The organism is Mucilaginibacter sp. L3T2-6 (assembly GCF_030519355.1).
In the GTDB taxonomy this organism is placed as follows: Bacteria; Bacteroidota; Bacteroidia; order Sphingobacteriales; family Sphingobacteriaceae; genus Mucilaginibacter.
Map to the genome: position 1 here is coordinate 74,034 of NZ_JAUMKC010000009.1, position 15,979 is coordinate 90,012.

Consider the following 15,979-nt stretch of genomic DNA (forward strand, 5'->3'; position numbering starts at 1 on the left):
AGGTTAGTGTGATGTCTTCTGTATTTCTTCGGGTGTGGGCACCGGCTTTGCGGTGGAATCGGCTTTTCTATCCGCTTCCTTTTTTTCTTTCTTTTCTTCCTTTTGCTTTTCCCTGTACTTTTTCCGCAACCGGCGCTCCTCTGGACTCCTTCGCCTGAAAAGTTCCTTAAAGCGGTTATACTCATAGGTGATGGTGAAACCAATGCCTGTTTCTATTACCTGCCCCTCTACTACAACAAATTGGTCGCGGCGGTAAACCCTTACAATGTAGCGGCCATCCTTGGTTATCTTATAATTGGCGGATACATTGCCGGCAATATCAGTGGATTTTTGACCAGGTGCATTTTGTCCTTCCAGATTAAAATTGTTACCCACCGTTACCGTTAGCCTGTCATTCAGAAACTGCTTGGACAGCCCGACATTCAGGTCCGTCCGGTTCTGCGCCGTGCCTGTTGAATAGTCCTCCCCGGAGGTAAGATCGAAGCTCAGCTGTACGCCGCCTATCAGGTTTCCGGCCAATTTATTCAATTGGTCAGACAATAAACTGCTAACACTATTTCGTATAGCCCCGCCAATACCCGCGTTGCCGCCCTGGCTCTGGAATGGATTGTCGCCTATAAAGTGCCCAAGCACCAATACGCCAAGCACCTGTTTATTCAGCTCGTTGGGGTCAGTTCGTATTTGTGAAAGACGGGTGTTGACAGTGGATATCACATCAGGCGATACCGTATAGGTGCTGTCGGGTAGTACGATATCAAAACTGATATCTGGCTTCATTAACTCGTTTTGTAAGCGCAGATCGACGTTAAAAGGCAACTTTTGCTTATACATAGTTGCATTCTGTTCGCCGCCTAGCTGGTCGCTTACCAAATCAATAGGAGGGACGTTAGCCACATAAACCGCTGTTAAATTGATATTGGCGCTGGTTGGGTCGCCGGTCCAGGTAATGGTACTGCCCGGTTTAAAGTTAAACTTACGCTTAACGGTAGCATAAGCCAGGTTGTACGAGCCCTTGTTAACTGTGTAAGTGCCGGTTAAGTTAATTTTTCCGCTTGGGTCAATACCTCCATTTAAATGACCTTCACCTTGTATGTCAACAACGTCTCCGTTTCTTTCGTCAACCACAATTGTGAATTTGGCGTTTTTGTTTATATTGACATTAGCCGTTACATCCAAGCCGGTAACATCTGATTTTCTCAGCGAATCAAGTTGTTTGGCCAGTAATATGGAATCCAGTTTCGGGGCATTTGGATTTATCACCTCCACAACACCCTTCCTGTCTTCTATGCCCGGGTCATTCTGCGGTAAAACGAACGTCATATCCGTTTTATCATTTACGGTAAGATTGGCGTCCACTACAGGTTTGGTCATGTTACCCCGTATACGGATACGCGTGTCGATAAACAGCTTGCCATAGTATAGTTTGTTATCTTCCCGGGTTGAGTTTACCGCACGGAAATTGTTGGCATTAATATCTATGCCAAACTTAAAGTCGGTGAAGGTTTTGGTGTACAGTGTTCCGGTTACCACGGCCTTGTTACCGAGCGAGTCGACCATAGTGAAATCATCAAACAAAATGCCATCATTATTGAAAGTTATTTTTTCATTCGGCATAGTAAAATAGGAGTTCAGCATGGATACATTAAAGCCCACTTTGTTAAAGTTTACATCACCCCTGACGACAGGAGCAGACGGTGTTCCTGTTATGCGTAATTGCCCGGTAATGTCGCCGCTTGCCCGCCGTATGCTGCCAAAGCTAAAGCCTTCTATGCTTTTCATCTTCAGGCTGATGATATTCAGCGACATGTCTATCTTGCTTTCCGGCGCCGTATAATACAGACCCGTCAGGTTCACCTGGTTACCCTTGCCGGTAATGGTAACATCAGCAGCATAGGCATTAGCGGTTTGGTTATTTACTTTAAGCGCAATATTGCCTACGGTGTCACCTTTGAAATTAAAATTATCTACATTCAGCGCCGCGGTAAACACCGGCGATGCCTGGAAGTTGCTGATATGCGCATCGCCGTTAATGATACCGCCTACCTGCAGCGAATCTTGTTTGGCGGCTTTGGTGAACGTTTCGATCTTAAAGTTTTTAAAGTTTACGGTTATTGGCGCATTGAATGTCTGGGTGTCGCTATTGATGCTTAACACCTGGTTGCTGTTAGTGATCGAGAAGTCGCGCGCCATTATGCCTTTGCTGCCGAATTGCAGCGCATTGTTAGCATTAACCGCCCAGGGTACGTAATCCAGCAACAAGCCATCCTGCAAAAAGCTAAACTGGTATTCGCCTGGCAAAATACTGAAAACCCCGGCAATGCGGTAGCGTTCTTTTTTGGCGGCGTCTCTTATTTGCAGGCTAAGGTTTGCTTTATTGTTCTGGGCGCTGCCGGTAAGGCTGGTGTACAATAAATCGATGCTCGATGATGCCTTTACTTCATCTGCAGTCACACTATAATTAAGCGCGTTATTTTTTGTGTTAACGGCCAGCAACACATTGTTAACTACGTTGGCGCCATAAATGATTTTAGGCATCGAACCATTGATAGTAAGGTCGCCGGCCTGACTATCGAAATGGCCGTTAATCAATACAGGGTCCAGCCGCTTTAAATCTGGTGCAAATTTTTCTGTAATATTTGTTTTAACCAGCCGCATATCAAAGCGAAAATTTTGAGGCGAGTATCTCGGCGCCGTGGTATTAGAAGCAAGGCTGGTATTATAGTATTTATTAATCAGATCCTGCATGGCCGGGCCTATCTCCGTCAGCTTATATTTTCCGGCCAGGTGCGCGCTAAGCATTGGCGCTTTCAGGCGCAGGGTGCTGCTATCGGCATTTGCAGTTGATATAAGGCTGATGGTATCAAGCTTTATAGTTTGGTCTTTTTGAGCAACGAGCAGGTTGGTTACCCGTATTTTAGCGTTCAGGTAATCCGGATCAGCAGTAGGCACGTCGGCAATAATATTGCCATGTATGCGCATGTCGCCCTTTGTGAAATTGAGGTTTTTTAAATTGATACTGTCTAATTGCAGGTTGGCCGCTACGGATGGGTATTTTTTGTTCATATCTGCCTTGCCATCCATTGCAAATGTAATATTGGGGTCTTTCATGGTGGCTTTTGCTGTGTAGTTGCCATCGTGGGCAGTGCCCTTCATTACCAGGTTTTTATAGGTATAACCTTTTACGTACGCATTGGCGACATTTCCGCTAAATTGCAGGCTGGCTTTTTTAGGATCGAGGCTCACGCCTTTAATATTGGCAGACAGCGTAACAGTACCAACTGTTTGCGGCTGTTTGGTGAGTGCGCCAACATTCAGATTGTTCGCTTTTATATTTGCCGAATAAACTTCACGCCCGGCATGGTTCCGGTTTTTCATGGTGGCATCCAAATCAACGGCGCCATAAGTTGAACGAAGGGCCATTTTAGTCTTAAAGTCGTACATAGTACCTTTAAAGGCGCCTTTTAGCTTCAGGCTGGCAGGGATGCTGACTGACGAAGGAATCATATTCGCTGCCACCAGTTTGCCGATATCTGCACGACTGGTGGTGAGGTCATCGATATTTACGTCGAAAAAGGCTTTATTCATGTTCGGCAGGCCCTTCATATTCGCCGACATTTTCAGATGTGTGTTGCTTAACCCCCTCACTTCAAGGCCTGGTATCTTCAGGTCGTTTACCTTGCCAATAACACGGCCATCAATCCTCAAAACTTCATTCGGCGAATGTTTAAAAGGTTCCATATCAGCCATGGCTGGCATCAATAACAAAATATCTTTTAAACCAAGCTTGCTGCCATCAAGATTAGCATTAACATACAACTGGCCAGGATCTTTTGTTAGCGATTCAATGGACGGATAGCTCACTTGCAATTCCTTTTGTATAACAGTTTGTGGGGTTTCTAAAAGCAGGTCTTTCAGGTATGAGCTTTTCGGCCCGTACAAAAAACCGGTATGGAATTTTTTAATTGCCAGGCCGCTCTTTTCGCTGAAAGTAAACTCGTTTATTTTTCCCTTCATCGTATCAGGGCTATAGGCAATATCTTCTGCAGCTAAATTGAGATTACGAATATCCATGTGGGCGAAATCGAGCCCTTTAGCCAGCGGTTTCTGCGCATCATTGTCAAAAACGATATTATCATTGCTGAAACTCAGCTTAGCCAGGCTGGCCCGCCAGCCTTTGCCGCTTGACGGTTTGGCTATCAGCGTGTCCAGTTTTTTAACCGTTTTATCTACAGCCTTTTTAACAGTCTCCGGCTTAGTGAAAACGATGCCCGCTTTAGTATCGTTCAATTCGATGTTCTTAATCCCGACGATTTGGTTCTTTAAGTCGAGCTTGTCCATCTCTACCAAAAATTTCCCGAGATCAACCTTGCTGCTCATTTCTTTGCTCCGGTAATCCACCTTTATTTTAGATATATCAATAGTACCCAGATCAAGCATCATGTTAATTGGCGTTGTAGCAGTATCTACGGTAGCAGCCTTTGCTATCGACGAGCCCAATGGCGTCTGGATGATCCGGGCGTCGACATCTGAAAGTGTGATCTTTGGTATGGTAAACTTCATTTTGTCCATATCAAAATCCTTAATGCGGGTATCAAAATGGCCAAGAACGAATTTTACATCGTTGCCGGTAGTCTTGTCTTTATAGCTGATGTTTATTTTGTCCAGGATAATTTTATCCAACGAAAACTTCATCGCCGAAGCCGTGTCAGTTGGCTTTACCTCTTTTTTTTGCTCTCCGGCAAACGCTTTGATGATATAGTCGAAGTTGAAAACACTGTCGGCGCCGCGGCTTACATTGGCAGTAACTCCCTGCAGGTTAATTTCGTTGATTTCAACCTTGTGATGGAACAATTGCAGCATGCTGATGTCCACCTTTAGCTTTTCGCCGGCGATAAGGGTATCTTTGTGCTGATCTTCAAAGTAAACATTTTCAAGCACCAGAAGCTTTGGCAGTCCAAGGCTGATATGGCCAATGTTTACAGGTGTATGAATTTTACCTTGTATAAAGGAAACGGCTTTATCTTTTACTAAATTTTGAACGGCTGGAACCTGTATTAAAATGACTATGAGCAGTACCAGGAAAAGTAAACTACCAATAATCCACAGTATGGTTTTCAGGGCTATTCGTCCAAATCGTTCCAATGGTATAAGTTTTTCAAGAGTTAGCTATGATTTAGTTTTCTAATATAATCAAATAACTAAGCCAAAAGTTTTTGGTAGCGGCCCGATTTTTTACAGGAAAGAGTTCTTTTTGTACTTTTTGGGGAATTAATTAATGCTTGGTGAGAAATTAGATATCCGGCTTGTACTTTCCTTTGCGGGCGAAAACGTGAGATTGTCTTCAGCGAAAATTCACAAGCTGACGGCGGGCATCTATCCTGTCCATATCTCGCCGTATTGGGATGGAGACCTGTGAAGAGGATGGTTTACAGAGGGTTTACAGAATAAAACTGTAACCATGATGTAAGTTATTGATAGTTAACTGTTTAAAGGTTTCGGGTTGGGTTGCACCTGAAACCTTTGTTAATTCTGGTGAAATCTATTTAACTTATTGATTTTGAGATAATTATTACTTTGTGTGTGATTTCAGACCCCGTAGGCGTTATAGGGTGACTGGAAGAGATAGCATCACTTCTTAACCGAACTTAGTGCCGTGTAGCCAACTAACTCTTCCCAACGGGCGCCGGCAGGTTTGTAATACACCAGTACCTGGTATTCATTTTCGGTTTCAAAATAGCTGCCCTCAAGTGTTGTAATGCCAGCTTTGCCTGTTTTATCCACCCAAACATAGGCGTAATCATAAACGCCCTGCTTTAAGAAGATGTTGGTTACGTACTTATTCAGGTTGGCATCAAAGGCAAGTCTGCTGTTAGCGTCCAGTTTGTAATCATTAAAGCGCCCCACAATATATGGCGAACCTGCATTGGGCTGCTTTGGTGTGGAAAGGCTGAATAGCATGTGTGCGTAATCAGCATCGATGCGGGGGTCTGTGCCATCCTGGTTCAGAATGTAATAATTGCCGTCGAGATCATACTCCAGTGTGTAGTTTCCCCGGCTCCGGTCGGGGTCGGTTAACATCAGTACCGTGTTGGCTGTATCGCGATAAATATGCTGGATATTCTGCGAATTGAGTTTAAGCGTACGGGTGTCAAAATGCCTGAACTCGTTTCCGGCCGGAAAATCGTTAATTGTAACATCACTGTAAATCAGCTGCGAACCCCGGATATACGTCGGCTGCCTGTTCATTACAGCTGTTTCCGGACGGTTATTTTGCATAACCACGACACGGATCTCCCGGTTAGGGTTTTGCACCCGTTGACTGCCGTAATCGAGGGTAAAGTTTATTTTTTGATTGGTTTGCCGGGTAGCATTATCAACGGATGGCACAACCTCGGCCACCAGGCCGATCTTAGGATTAACTACATATAATTTTCTCGTAAGCACCAGCCTGGTTGGGTCGCTGTCTTCGTAAACTTTTAAAATATAGTTCCCCGGGATTTTGGGGGCGATATTTTCATTCGGCAGTTTCAGTTCGTAATGCGTGTATTTTTGAACGGTTGCTGTCGAGTAACTATAGTTGTCCAGCCTGTCATCATTGTAATTTTTCAGGTAATCGGCTGTGGATAAGTTGGATGAATTCCAGTCGGCATCGCAATGCTCGATGGTATAATGATAGTTTACGGATCCGCCTTTAAGGTTATCAAAACCAAGTGTTACGGTTTCACCGGAATTTAACGGGATGATGGGAAAAGATGCCTTTTTGGCTGTATTATAAAACTCAACGCTTTTTATTTCGTGACGATAGACGCTGTCGGTATAGGGTTGAGCGAATGACCTTAGATTTATGAACCCCAAAGCAATTGTTAAAATCCCAAACTTTATTATTGCGAGGAGGAACGATGAAGCAGCCTCATTTTCATGCACTATCCGCAAGTTGTAGCGACGAGGTTGCTTCGCTATTGCTTGTAATGGCAGATTATTTAAGGTGCTTGCTTTATTAGTTTCCATATTCCAACACATATTATATCGTCGAAATTAAAAATAAATCTAAAAAAGGCTTGCTCATCGCAAACCTTTTGCCTTTATGTTAAAATCCGAAACCGGGATTCCGCCTTCCCGAAATCCAGCTACGCTTCTAACTCCATTATCTGCTCTGCCAGCGTCTCCCATTGCAATTGCACATGGCCAAGCTCCATTTTCTTTTTATCGTAGCTGGTGTTAATCTCTTTCATCTTCGCCACATCGTTGTAAAGCTTCTCATCAGCCAGTTGCGCTTCCAGCGCTTTTACTTCTTTTTCAAGCGTGGCAATCTGCTCTTCCATTTTGCTCAAATCCTGGTTCAGCTTTTTTAGTTGCTGGTGCTTGTTTTCTGACGGCTGTGTTTTAACAGGAGCAGGCTCCTTTTTTTCTTCTTTTTTTGGTGGCGGCGGAGGCGTGCTGTTTTTGTTTTCAATTTTACGTTTGGCATACCATTCGTCGTATTCGCGGTAGGTACCCGGGTATTCCTTGATCTGCTGGTTCTCTATAAACCAGATCTTATTGGCCACATTGTCGAGAAAATACCGGTCGTGCGATACCACGATGAGCGTACCCTCGTACTGCTGCAGGGCCTGTATCAAAATGTTAACCGACTGTATGTCCAGGTGATTGGTAGGCTCATCCAGTACCAGGAAATTGGCATCAGCAGTAAGAGCTTTCGCCAGTGCCACGCGCGATTTCTCACCACCCGATAGTACTTTGATTTTCTTAAACACATCGTCGCCGGTGAACAGGAACGAACCCAGGATGGTACGTAATTCAGTTTCCGAGTGCTTTGGTGCAAATGATTGCAGTTCCTGCAATGCCGTATTTTCAAGGTGCAATGCTTCCAGTTGGTGCTGTGCAAAGAACGTCTGTGTTACATTATGCCCTGTTTCGGCTTTGCCGCTAAATTCTTTATCTGCGCCGGCAATAATGCGCAGCAGGGTTGATTTACCTTTACCGTTTGCGCCAATTAAGGCAATTTTGTCGCCCTTCTCAATCAGCGCCTCCGCGTGGTTCAAAATATCTATCGCAGGATATTTTTTGGTGATATCGCTAAGCGTAACCACATGGCGGCCGGACTGCTTGCTGAAGCGGAAGGTGAAATTTACAGTCGGATTATCGTCATCTACATCGTCAACGCGCTCCAGTTTGTCTAACGCCTTTATGCGCGACTGGGCCATTTTTGCTTTGGATGCCTTCGCACGGAAACGCTCTATCAAACGCTCTTCCTGCTTTATTTTTTGCTGTTGGTTTTTGTACTCACCGCGCTGTATTTCTTCGCGCAGCGCCTTCTCTTCCAGGTAGAAGGAATAGTTGCCTGCGTAAACAGTCAATTTACCTTTGCGCGATTCTACTGTGCGGTTAATTACTTTATCCAGGAACCAGCGGTCGTGTGATACAATAACTATAGCGCCTTCAAAAGCTTTCAGGTAATCTTCCAGCCATTGAATAGAGGGTAAATCCAGGTGGTTGGTAGGCTCATCCAGCAGCAGGATGTCCGGTGCTTGTAATAATATTTTCGCCAGCATAACACGCATGCGCCAACCGCCTGAAAACTCGGCCAGTTTGCGATGGGTGTCAGCTTCGCTAAAACCCAGGCCCGCCAATATCTCATGTGCCTTGTATTCAATATTGTAACCGTCCAGCGCTTCAAACTCATGCTGCTTGTCGCTCAGCTTATGCAGCAGGTCTTCGTCGTAATCGGTTTCCAGCTTTTTTAATATTTTTTCTATCTCATCATGCAGCTGATTCTGGCGCTCAAAGGCCTCCATAGCTACGTGCAGGATGTTTTTATCAGACGAGTACGACAGCAAATCCTGGTTAAGGTAACCAATGGTCAGATCCTTCGCCATCGAAATGGTGCCCGAGGTTGGCGTATATTCACCAACAATCATTTTTAGCAGGGTAGTTTTACCGGTACCATTTGCGCCTATAAGGCCAATTTTCTCGCCCGGTTTTATGTGCCAGTTAGCTTCATCATATAAGGCCCGCGCACCAATCTCGAACGTAAGGTTATTTATCGCTATCATTTCGGCCGCAAAGATACGTTTTTTGAGGGAAAAGGGTGAAAGGCGAAAGCTGAAAGGTAAACGGCGGCGGATGAATTTCAGACTATGCTTTTCAGCTTTTCGTCTTTACCCTTTGCCGCTAAGCTACGCTTTCCATCCACGTCCTTGCCATCAGTGCCTCCCCTGCAATACTTGGATGAACACCATCCAGTGTCCAGTAGTTGCCTGGCGCCAGCTCGAGCGCTTTATCAAATGCTGCCTGGTATGGCACAAAAGCGGCGTCATATTCTTTAGCAACATCTTTTGCGGCTTTGCGAAACAAATCAAACGTTGGATACCATTTATCATTTACAGCACTTACGCCTTTAACACCAAAGGGTTCGCATATAACTAATTTAACATTGGGCAGTGCTTTTTTAGTACGGTCAAGCAGGGCGTGATAATCGTTGATGTAGTTGTCAATGGTGCCCGTATAGCCATTAGTAAGGGTATGCCAGAAATCATTTACACCGATGTGGATACTTAATACATTTGGCTTGATGTTTAGCGCGTCCACATCCCAGCGCTCAGCCAATTGGTAAACTTTGTTACCGCTGATGCCGCGGTTATGCACCTTCAGGTTCAGCTCAGGGTATTTTATCAGCAATTGGCCGGTCGTCAGCAATACATAGCCAGTTCCCAGCGTACCGGTATCATTTGGGATCGTTTTACTGTGGTCGCGGCCCCAGTCGGTGATCGAGTCTCCCTGGAAAAGAATCACATCGTCCTTATCCAGCCTGATTTTTTTAAAACCACTTTCCCTAACTGCAGCTTTTACAATTGCAGGCAGGGATAAAGCCATCGAAGCTAACGTGCCTATTGAGGCTGTTTTGACGAATGAGCGGCGGGTTGAGTTTGAATTCATAGTTGATGGTTCTTAGAGTCGTTTGTCCGGAGACAATAGGCCGGAGTAATAATTGGCTAAGATAATAAATCTGATGAGTGTTGATTGATGATAGGTATAGCTATCAGGCTTGTTACAATCGGCGATGGGTTGGTAGCTATAGACTTTCGGACTTCCGTCAAAACTCCTACCTTCGCAGCATGTATCAACTCATTAAGCCACTGCTTTTCAAATTCGACCCGGAGCGGGTGCACTATTGGGTCACCGCCAATTTAAAGCGCTTTAACCGTTTCCCGGGCGGAGCAGCTTTGAGCCGTGTAATTTGGGATGTGGAGGATGGCAGGCTTAAACGCGAAGTCTTTGGACTTACGTTCAGGAACCCTGTGGGGCTGGCTGCAGGCTTTGACAAGAATGGCGAAATGATGGGGGAGATGGCTAACCTTGGCTTCGGTTTTGTGGAGGTAGGAACGGTAACGCCTTTACCGCAGCCTGGCAATCCCAAACCGCGCATGTTCAGGCTGCCTAAAGACAGCGCACTGATCAACCGTATGGGTTTTAACAATCTTGGTGTCGATGTGGTGGCACAGCGGCTGGCCGCATTCCGCAAAACAAAGGCCGGACAAAAAGGCCTGATCATTGGCGGCAATATCGGTAAAAACAAAGTCACGCCAAATGAAGATGCCGTAAGCGACTACATTAAATGCTTCGACCGGCTTTTTGATGTGGTGGACTATTTTGTGGTGAATGTAAGCTCGCCTAACACGCCCGGCTTGCGTGCCCTCCAGGAAAAAGAACCTTTGATGGAATTGTTGAATACCCTGCAGAGCCGCAATAAAAAGAATGAGATCAGCAGACCCATTCTACTAAAGATAGCGCCCGATTTAACCGATGAGCAGTTGGATGATATTGTCGGGATTGTTCATCAAACGGGCATAGCCGGTATAATCGCGACAAATACCACCATCAGCCGCGAGGGATTAAAGTCTCCGGATAAACTTAAAAGCGAAGCCGGAGGGCTAAGTGGCAAGCCTTTAACCAAGCGCTCAACAGAAGTCATCAGCTATTTACATCAAAAATCAAACGGAGCCTTCCCGATTATCGGTGTAGGGGGGATACATTCCGCAGAGGATGCTATTGAGAAACTAAATGCCGGCGCTTCCCTGGTGCAGTTATATACCGGTTTTATTTATGAAGGCCCGGGTTTGATCGGCAGGATAAATAAACGCTTATTGAAGCTTTTTTAATGACAATACAGGTCGCCCTTACAGCCCGGAGAAAAAAACTCCGGTTTTAAAGTAATAATTACGCTATATTTATTTTTGAGGTGTCAAGTAAGTAAACCAGGTTTGTCCGTTGCGATATCCCGTAATAAAAATCTGGATTCTTAAGCTCGTAACTACTGCTTTTAAATTGCAAAAAGCAAAATTCAACGGTTCTATTGGGGTGTATTTTTAACACTTACGCAATTTACCTTTATTTAATCACGAATATGCAAATTATACTATTTGGTTTGTAGACTAATTACTAAAGTCCTAACTTCGAGGCCCTATTAATGTTAAATCGAATTATAAATTTAGATGGAATTAAAAAATTATAAAGGCGTTTTGCATGGCGACCAGGTGCAGGAGCTATTTGAAGCCGCAAAAAAACACCAGTTTGCTTTACCTGCTGTTAACGTTATCGGTACCAATACCATTAACGCTGTTATGGAAACAGCTAAAGCTGTCAATTCTCCGGTAATTATTCAATTGTCAAATGGCGGCGCGCAGTTTTACGCCGGCAAATCATTAGATAACTCAAAATTGCAGGCCTGCATTTTAGGCGGCGTTTCTGCAGCAAAGCATGTTCATTTGTTGGCTGAACATTACGGTGTCGCAGTTATCCTGCATACCGACCATGCAGCCCTGAAACTATTGCCATGGATAGATGGCTTATTAGATCATGGCGAGAAATTTTTTGCTGAAACCGGCAAGCCTCTTTTCTCATCACACATGCTTGATCTTTCTGAAGAGCCGCTCCACGAAAATATAGAGATTTCAGCCAAATACCTGGCCCGAATGGCCAAAATGGGCATGACGCTCGAAATCGAACTCGGTGTAACCGGTGGCGAGGAAGATGGTGTCGACAACTCCGACGTTGACAGTTCACGTTTATATACCCAGCCCGAAGACGTGGCTTATTCTTACGAAGAGCTTTCAAAGGTTAGTCCGCGTTTTACCGTTGCAGCTGCTTTCGGTAACGTGCATGGTGTTTATAAGCCCGGTAACGTAAAATTGCAGCCGGTAATATTACACAACTCGCAGGAATACGTAAAGAAGAAATTTAATCTTGCTGCGGAAAAACCTATCAACTTCGTATTCCACGGCGGTTCAGGTTCAAGCCAGGAAGAAATAAGGGAAGCTATCTCTTATGGCGCCATTAAAATGAATATCGATACCGATATGCAATGGGCTTTCTGGGAGGGCATAAAAGATTATTATAAATCAAAAGAAGGTTACCTGCAAAGCCAGATAGGTAATCCTGAAGGGGAAGATTCGCCGAACAAAAAATACTACGACCCGCGCGTTTGGCTACGTAAAGGCGAGGAAAATTTTGTAAAAAGGCTTACTACTGCCTTTGGTGATCTGAATTGTATTGATGTAAATAGCAAGTTGTAGCAGTTGAGCACCTGGGTTGAATAAGTTTTTCTGCTTATTGACGACTTAATCTAATTCAATTCAACATAATCAACCTGAAATATTCCCTAAAGCGCTGATGTTACCAAACATCGGCGCTTTTTTTTGGTTGTGTTGCTAAAAAACCTGCAATGGCTAAGAAAAAGAACCTCTTCGAACGTTTTGCCAATTGGGCTACCAGCGCCACCGGCAGTTCGGCGGCATTTATAATCGCCGCAAGTGTTATCGTAATATGGATAGTTACCGGGCCTGTGTTTAACTACTCTGACACCTGGCAGCTGATCATCAACACAGGTACAACGATAGTTACCTTTTTAATGGTGTTTCTGATCCAAAAGTCTCAAAATAAGGATTCCAAGGCAATTCATTTGAAATTAAACGAGTTGATCGCGTCTCACCAGGGTACAAGTAACCGCATGGTAAATATTGAAGATCTTACCGAAAAAGAGCTCGACCACTTGAGCAGATTTTATGTACGATTAAGTAACTTAGCCGAAAAGGAAGGCGACATCACCTGTACCCATTCAATTGATGCCGCCGAGGAAAATAACTCTAACAAGGTAAACAGCTTTAAGCTAAGGAAATCGTACAAAAATGGCCGCGACGTTAAAAGCAAACAAAATAACTGATCCCGGCGACTTAAGAAAGGCCTTCGCCATACGTTACGAAGTATTTGTTGATGAGCAAAATTGCCCGCCAGACCTGGAAACAGAAGGCAATGACATCTCTACTCACTTTTTAGCAACAGTTAATGATGACCCAGCCGGCGCAGCCCGCTGGCGTAAAACAGATAAAGGCATAAAGCTGGAGCGGTTTGCCGTATTGAAAAAATATCGCGGATTAGGGATAGGGCAGGCCCTGGTTAAAGCAGTTTTAGAGGACTTACCCCAGGAAGATACCTGTATCTACCTGCATTCGCAAAGCCACGCCACCGGTTTATATGATAAGCTCGGCTTTGAAAAAGTTGGCGATGAATTTGAAGAAGCGGGCATGAAGCACTATAAAATGGTCTATAGAGTTCAATAATCAATCCAATGAACACGCTCCGAGCTTAATCAGCCAAATATAGTATCGGCGTAGTCCATAGCTTCCCTAAACTTTCCCATATTAAGCCCTGTAGGCACATTCCGCGATTCAAGATAACTGACCAGGTTTTCAGTTGCAATATTGCCTGTAAGCTCATCTGCGGCCATCGGGCACCCGCCATATCCTTTTATGGCGGTATCAAAATTACGGCAGCCGCTTTCGTAAGCCGCATTTACCTTTTCATGCCATTTGTCCGGTGTCGAGTGCAGGTGAATGCCAAATGATGCTTTTGAAAAATTGCTGCAAAGAGATGGATAAATTGACGAGATCTGCTCGGGTGTAGCTATACCGATAGTATCGGCTAACGCGATATCATATACGCCTTCATCTATTAGCTTTCCGGCCCATTTGTTTATTATTTCAATATTCCATTCGTCTCCATAAGGATTGCCAAAACCCATCGATAAGTAAACCAGTAAGCGCTTATTGCTGCCTGAACAAAGTTGATTTACACGTTTAACGGTATCAAAAGATTCATCAATGCCTGAATTAGTATTCCGCCTTTGAAATGTTTCAGAAATAGAAAAGGGAAAGCCCAGGTACGTTATCTCCGTATGTTTTGCCGCCTCTTCGGCGCCGCGATAGTTAGCGATAATCGCCAGCAGTTTTGACCTGGTAGTGCTCAGATCGAGCATACTTAAAACCTCAGCGGTATCCCGCATTTGCGGAATAGCTTTAGTTGATACAAAGCTGCCGAAATCAATGGTGTCAAACCCAACCTGTAATAGCAGGTTGATATAAGCGGCTTTCTTTTCCGTTGGCACAAAATCATGCAAGCCTTGCATGGCGTCGCGCGGGCACTCGGTTATTTTTATCGGCGAATGTGTCAAGTCTTAAGCGGTTTTTGATACTTGCGGGTCTTTACTGGCGAGTGCTTCCCTGTTAAATTTACGGATAATCAGCCTGCTTCCTCCGTTAAAGCTGATATAGCTGCCAATCCAGTTGATAAACACAATCACCTTGTTCCTGAAGCCCAGCAACGAGATCAAATGTACAAACATCCAAACCAACCAGGCAAAAAAGCCCTGGAATTTTACCTTGCCTAAATCTGCCACAGCTTTATTGCGGCCAATAGTCGCAAGCGAACCTTTATCAAAGTATTTAAAGGGTTTCGTCGGCTCACCATTTATAGTTTGCATGATATTCTCTGCTACGTATTTACCCATTTGTATGGCAACCTGAGCCACGCCCGGGTGACCTTTAGGTGTATCATTGGTTATCATCGCAGCAACGTCGCCAATAGCATAAATATTTCCTGTGCCTTCAACCCGGCAATTGTCATCAACTTTTATGCGGTTACCCCTTACTATAATGTCCTTGCTCAACCCTCCTGGCATTTCACCCATCACGCCTGCCGACCAAATAACATTTTTACTTTTAATTGTTTTGCCCCCTTCAAATTTGATCACCTTTCCGTCATAGCTTTCTACCTTTACATTTAGTAAAACGTCCACGCCCATATCGGTTAAAAAGTCATAGGCCTTCCTTGATGCCTCGTCCGAGAACGGCCCGAGTACCTTAGGCAGAAAGTCGACCAGGTAAACCTTCATATCTTCCTTTTTTAATTCGGGATAATCCTTGCAAAGTATGTGGTTGCGGATTTCGGCAAGCGCCCCTGCCAATTCAACCCCGGTAGGGCCGGCGCCCACCAGCACAAATGTTAACAGCGGTTCTTTTTCGGCTTTAGTAGCTTTAAGCGTGGCTTCTTCCAGGTTTTGCAGGATAGAATAACGCAAGTTCAATGCTTCAGGAATTGATTTCATTGGCATCGCAAATTCCTCAATATCCTTGTTGCCGAAAAAATTTGTAGTTGAGCCCGTCGCAATTACCAGGTAATCATAGTCGATCTCGCCAATCGATGTCTCAATTGTATTCTTTTCAGGATTAATTTTTGACACTTCTGCTATATTAAAGCGAAAATTCTTTTGTCCTGAAAAATTCTTGCGAAGCGAGAATGCGATCGATTCAGCTTCGAGGCTACCGGTGGCTACCTGGTACAGCAACGGCTGGAAGGTATGATAGTTATGCTTGTCGAGCATCAATACGTCAACAGGTTTGCCGTCCAGCTTGCCGGCAACCTGCAAGCCACCGAAGCCACCGCCAACTATTACAACTCTTGGGAATTTTGTCTTATCTGTAGTACTCATGATACATTTGATTGTAAAACCTATACATTCAAACAAAAACGGCTCCAAATGTTGTTTTGGAGCCGTTTTAAATATTCGTTTGCATGAACAAAGCAACAGCAAATCACTCATATAATTGCCATGTTTCTGTAAAACAAAATCAATTTTCCGGTTATA

The 15,979-nt window shown here is 44.4% G+C and carries 10 protein-coding genes; 4 read left to right on the top strand and 6 right to left on the bottom strand.

Annotated features, from left to right (window positions below; genetic code table 11):
* Positions 1-3: 3 nt before the first annotated feature.
* The 4 genes from Q3W13_RS11915 to Q3W13_RS11930 form a co-directional block, all read right to left on the bottom strand.
* A complete protein-coding gene (locus tag Q3W13_RS11915) occupies positions 4-5,142 on the bottom strand; it encodes a translocation/assembly module TamB domain-containing protein (RefSeq protein ID WP_302864043.1) in 5,139 nt (1,712 codons plus the stop codon).
* A 486-nt stretch (positions 5,143-5,628) separates the two neighbouring features.
* Positions 5,629-7,008, bottom strand: a complete 1,380-nt coding sequence (locus Q3W13_RS11920; RefSeq protein WP_302864044.1) for a DUF5103 domain-containing protein — start codon at positions 7,006-7,008, stop codon at positions 5,629-5,631.
* Positions 7,009-7,127: 119 nt separating this feature from the next.
* Entirely contained in the window at positions 7,128-9,053 is a 1,926-nt protein-coding gene (locus Q3W13_RS11925; RefSeq protein WP_302864045.1) for an ABC-F family ATP-binding cassette domain-containing protein, read from the bottom strand.
* A 118-nt stretch (positions 9,054-9,171) separates the two neighbouring features.
* On the bottom strand, positions 9,172-9,936 hold the full coding sequence (locus Q3W13_RS11930) for an SGNH/GDSL hydrolase family protein (RefSeq protein WP_302864047.1): 765 nt from the start codon (positions 9,934-9,936) through the stop codon (positions 9,172-9,174).
* A 179-nt stretch (positions 9,937-10,115) separates the two neighbouring features.
* On the opposite strand from Q3W13_RS11930, the gene Q3W13_RS11935 reads away from it, so the two are divergent.
* The 4 genes from Q3W13_RS11935 to Q3W13_RS11950 all read left to right on the top strand — a co-directional run bounded on the left by Q3W13_RS11935 (position 10,116) and on the right by Q3W13_RS11950 (position 13,616).
* Positions 10,116-11,159: a quinone-dependent dihydroorotate dehydrogenase gene (locus tag Q3W13_RS11935; protein WP_302864049.1), complete on the top strand. Its 1,044-nt coding sequence runs from the start codon at positions 10,116-10,118 to the stop codon at positions 11,157-11,159.
* A gap of 333 nt (positions 11,160-11,492) precedes the next feature.
* The gene (gene fbaA / locus Q3W13_RS11940; RefSeq protein ID WP_302864050.1) at positions 11,493-12,572 is read left to right on the top strand and encodes a class II fructose-bisphosphate aldolase; all 1,080 of its coding nucleotides are present in this window, start codon (positions 11,493-11,495) and stop codon (positions 12,570-12,572) included.
* A gap of 149 nt (positions 12,573-12,721) precedes the next feature.
* Positions 12,722-13,219 (top strand): low affinity iron permease family protein, encoded by a 498-nt coding sequence (locus tag Q3W13_RS11945; RefSeq protein ID WP_302864053.1) that lies wholly within the window; start codon positions 12,722-12,724, stop codon positions 13,217-13,219.
* On the top strand, positions 13,185-13,616 hold the full coding sequence (locus Q3W13_RS11950; protein WP_302864054.1) for a GNAT family N-acetyltransferase: 432 nt from the start codon (positions 13,185-13,187) through the stop codon (positions 13,614-13,616). The genes Q3W13_RS11945 and Q3W13_RS11950 overlap by 35 nt, the downstream gene beginning before the upstream one ends.
* A gap of 29 nt (positions 13,617-13,645) precedes the next feature.
* Here the strand turns inward: Q3W13_RS11950 and Q3W13_RS11955 are convergent, their stop codons facing one another.
* On the bottom strand, positions 13,646-14,506 hold the full coding sequence (locus Q3W13_RS11955; protein ID WP_302864056.1) for a hydroxymethylglutaryl-CoA lyase: 861 nt from the start codon (positions 14,504-14,506) through the stop codon (positions 13,646-13,648).
* Between the two features lie 3 nt (positions 14,507-14,509).
* Positions 14,510-15,823, bottom strand: a complete 1,314-nt coding sequence (locus Q3W13_RS11960) for an NAD(P)/FAD-dependent oxidoreductase (RefSeq protein WP_302864057.1) — start codon at positions 15,821-15,823, stop codon at positions 14,510-14,512.
* Positions 15,824-15,979: the final 156 nt, after the last annotated feature.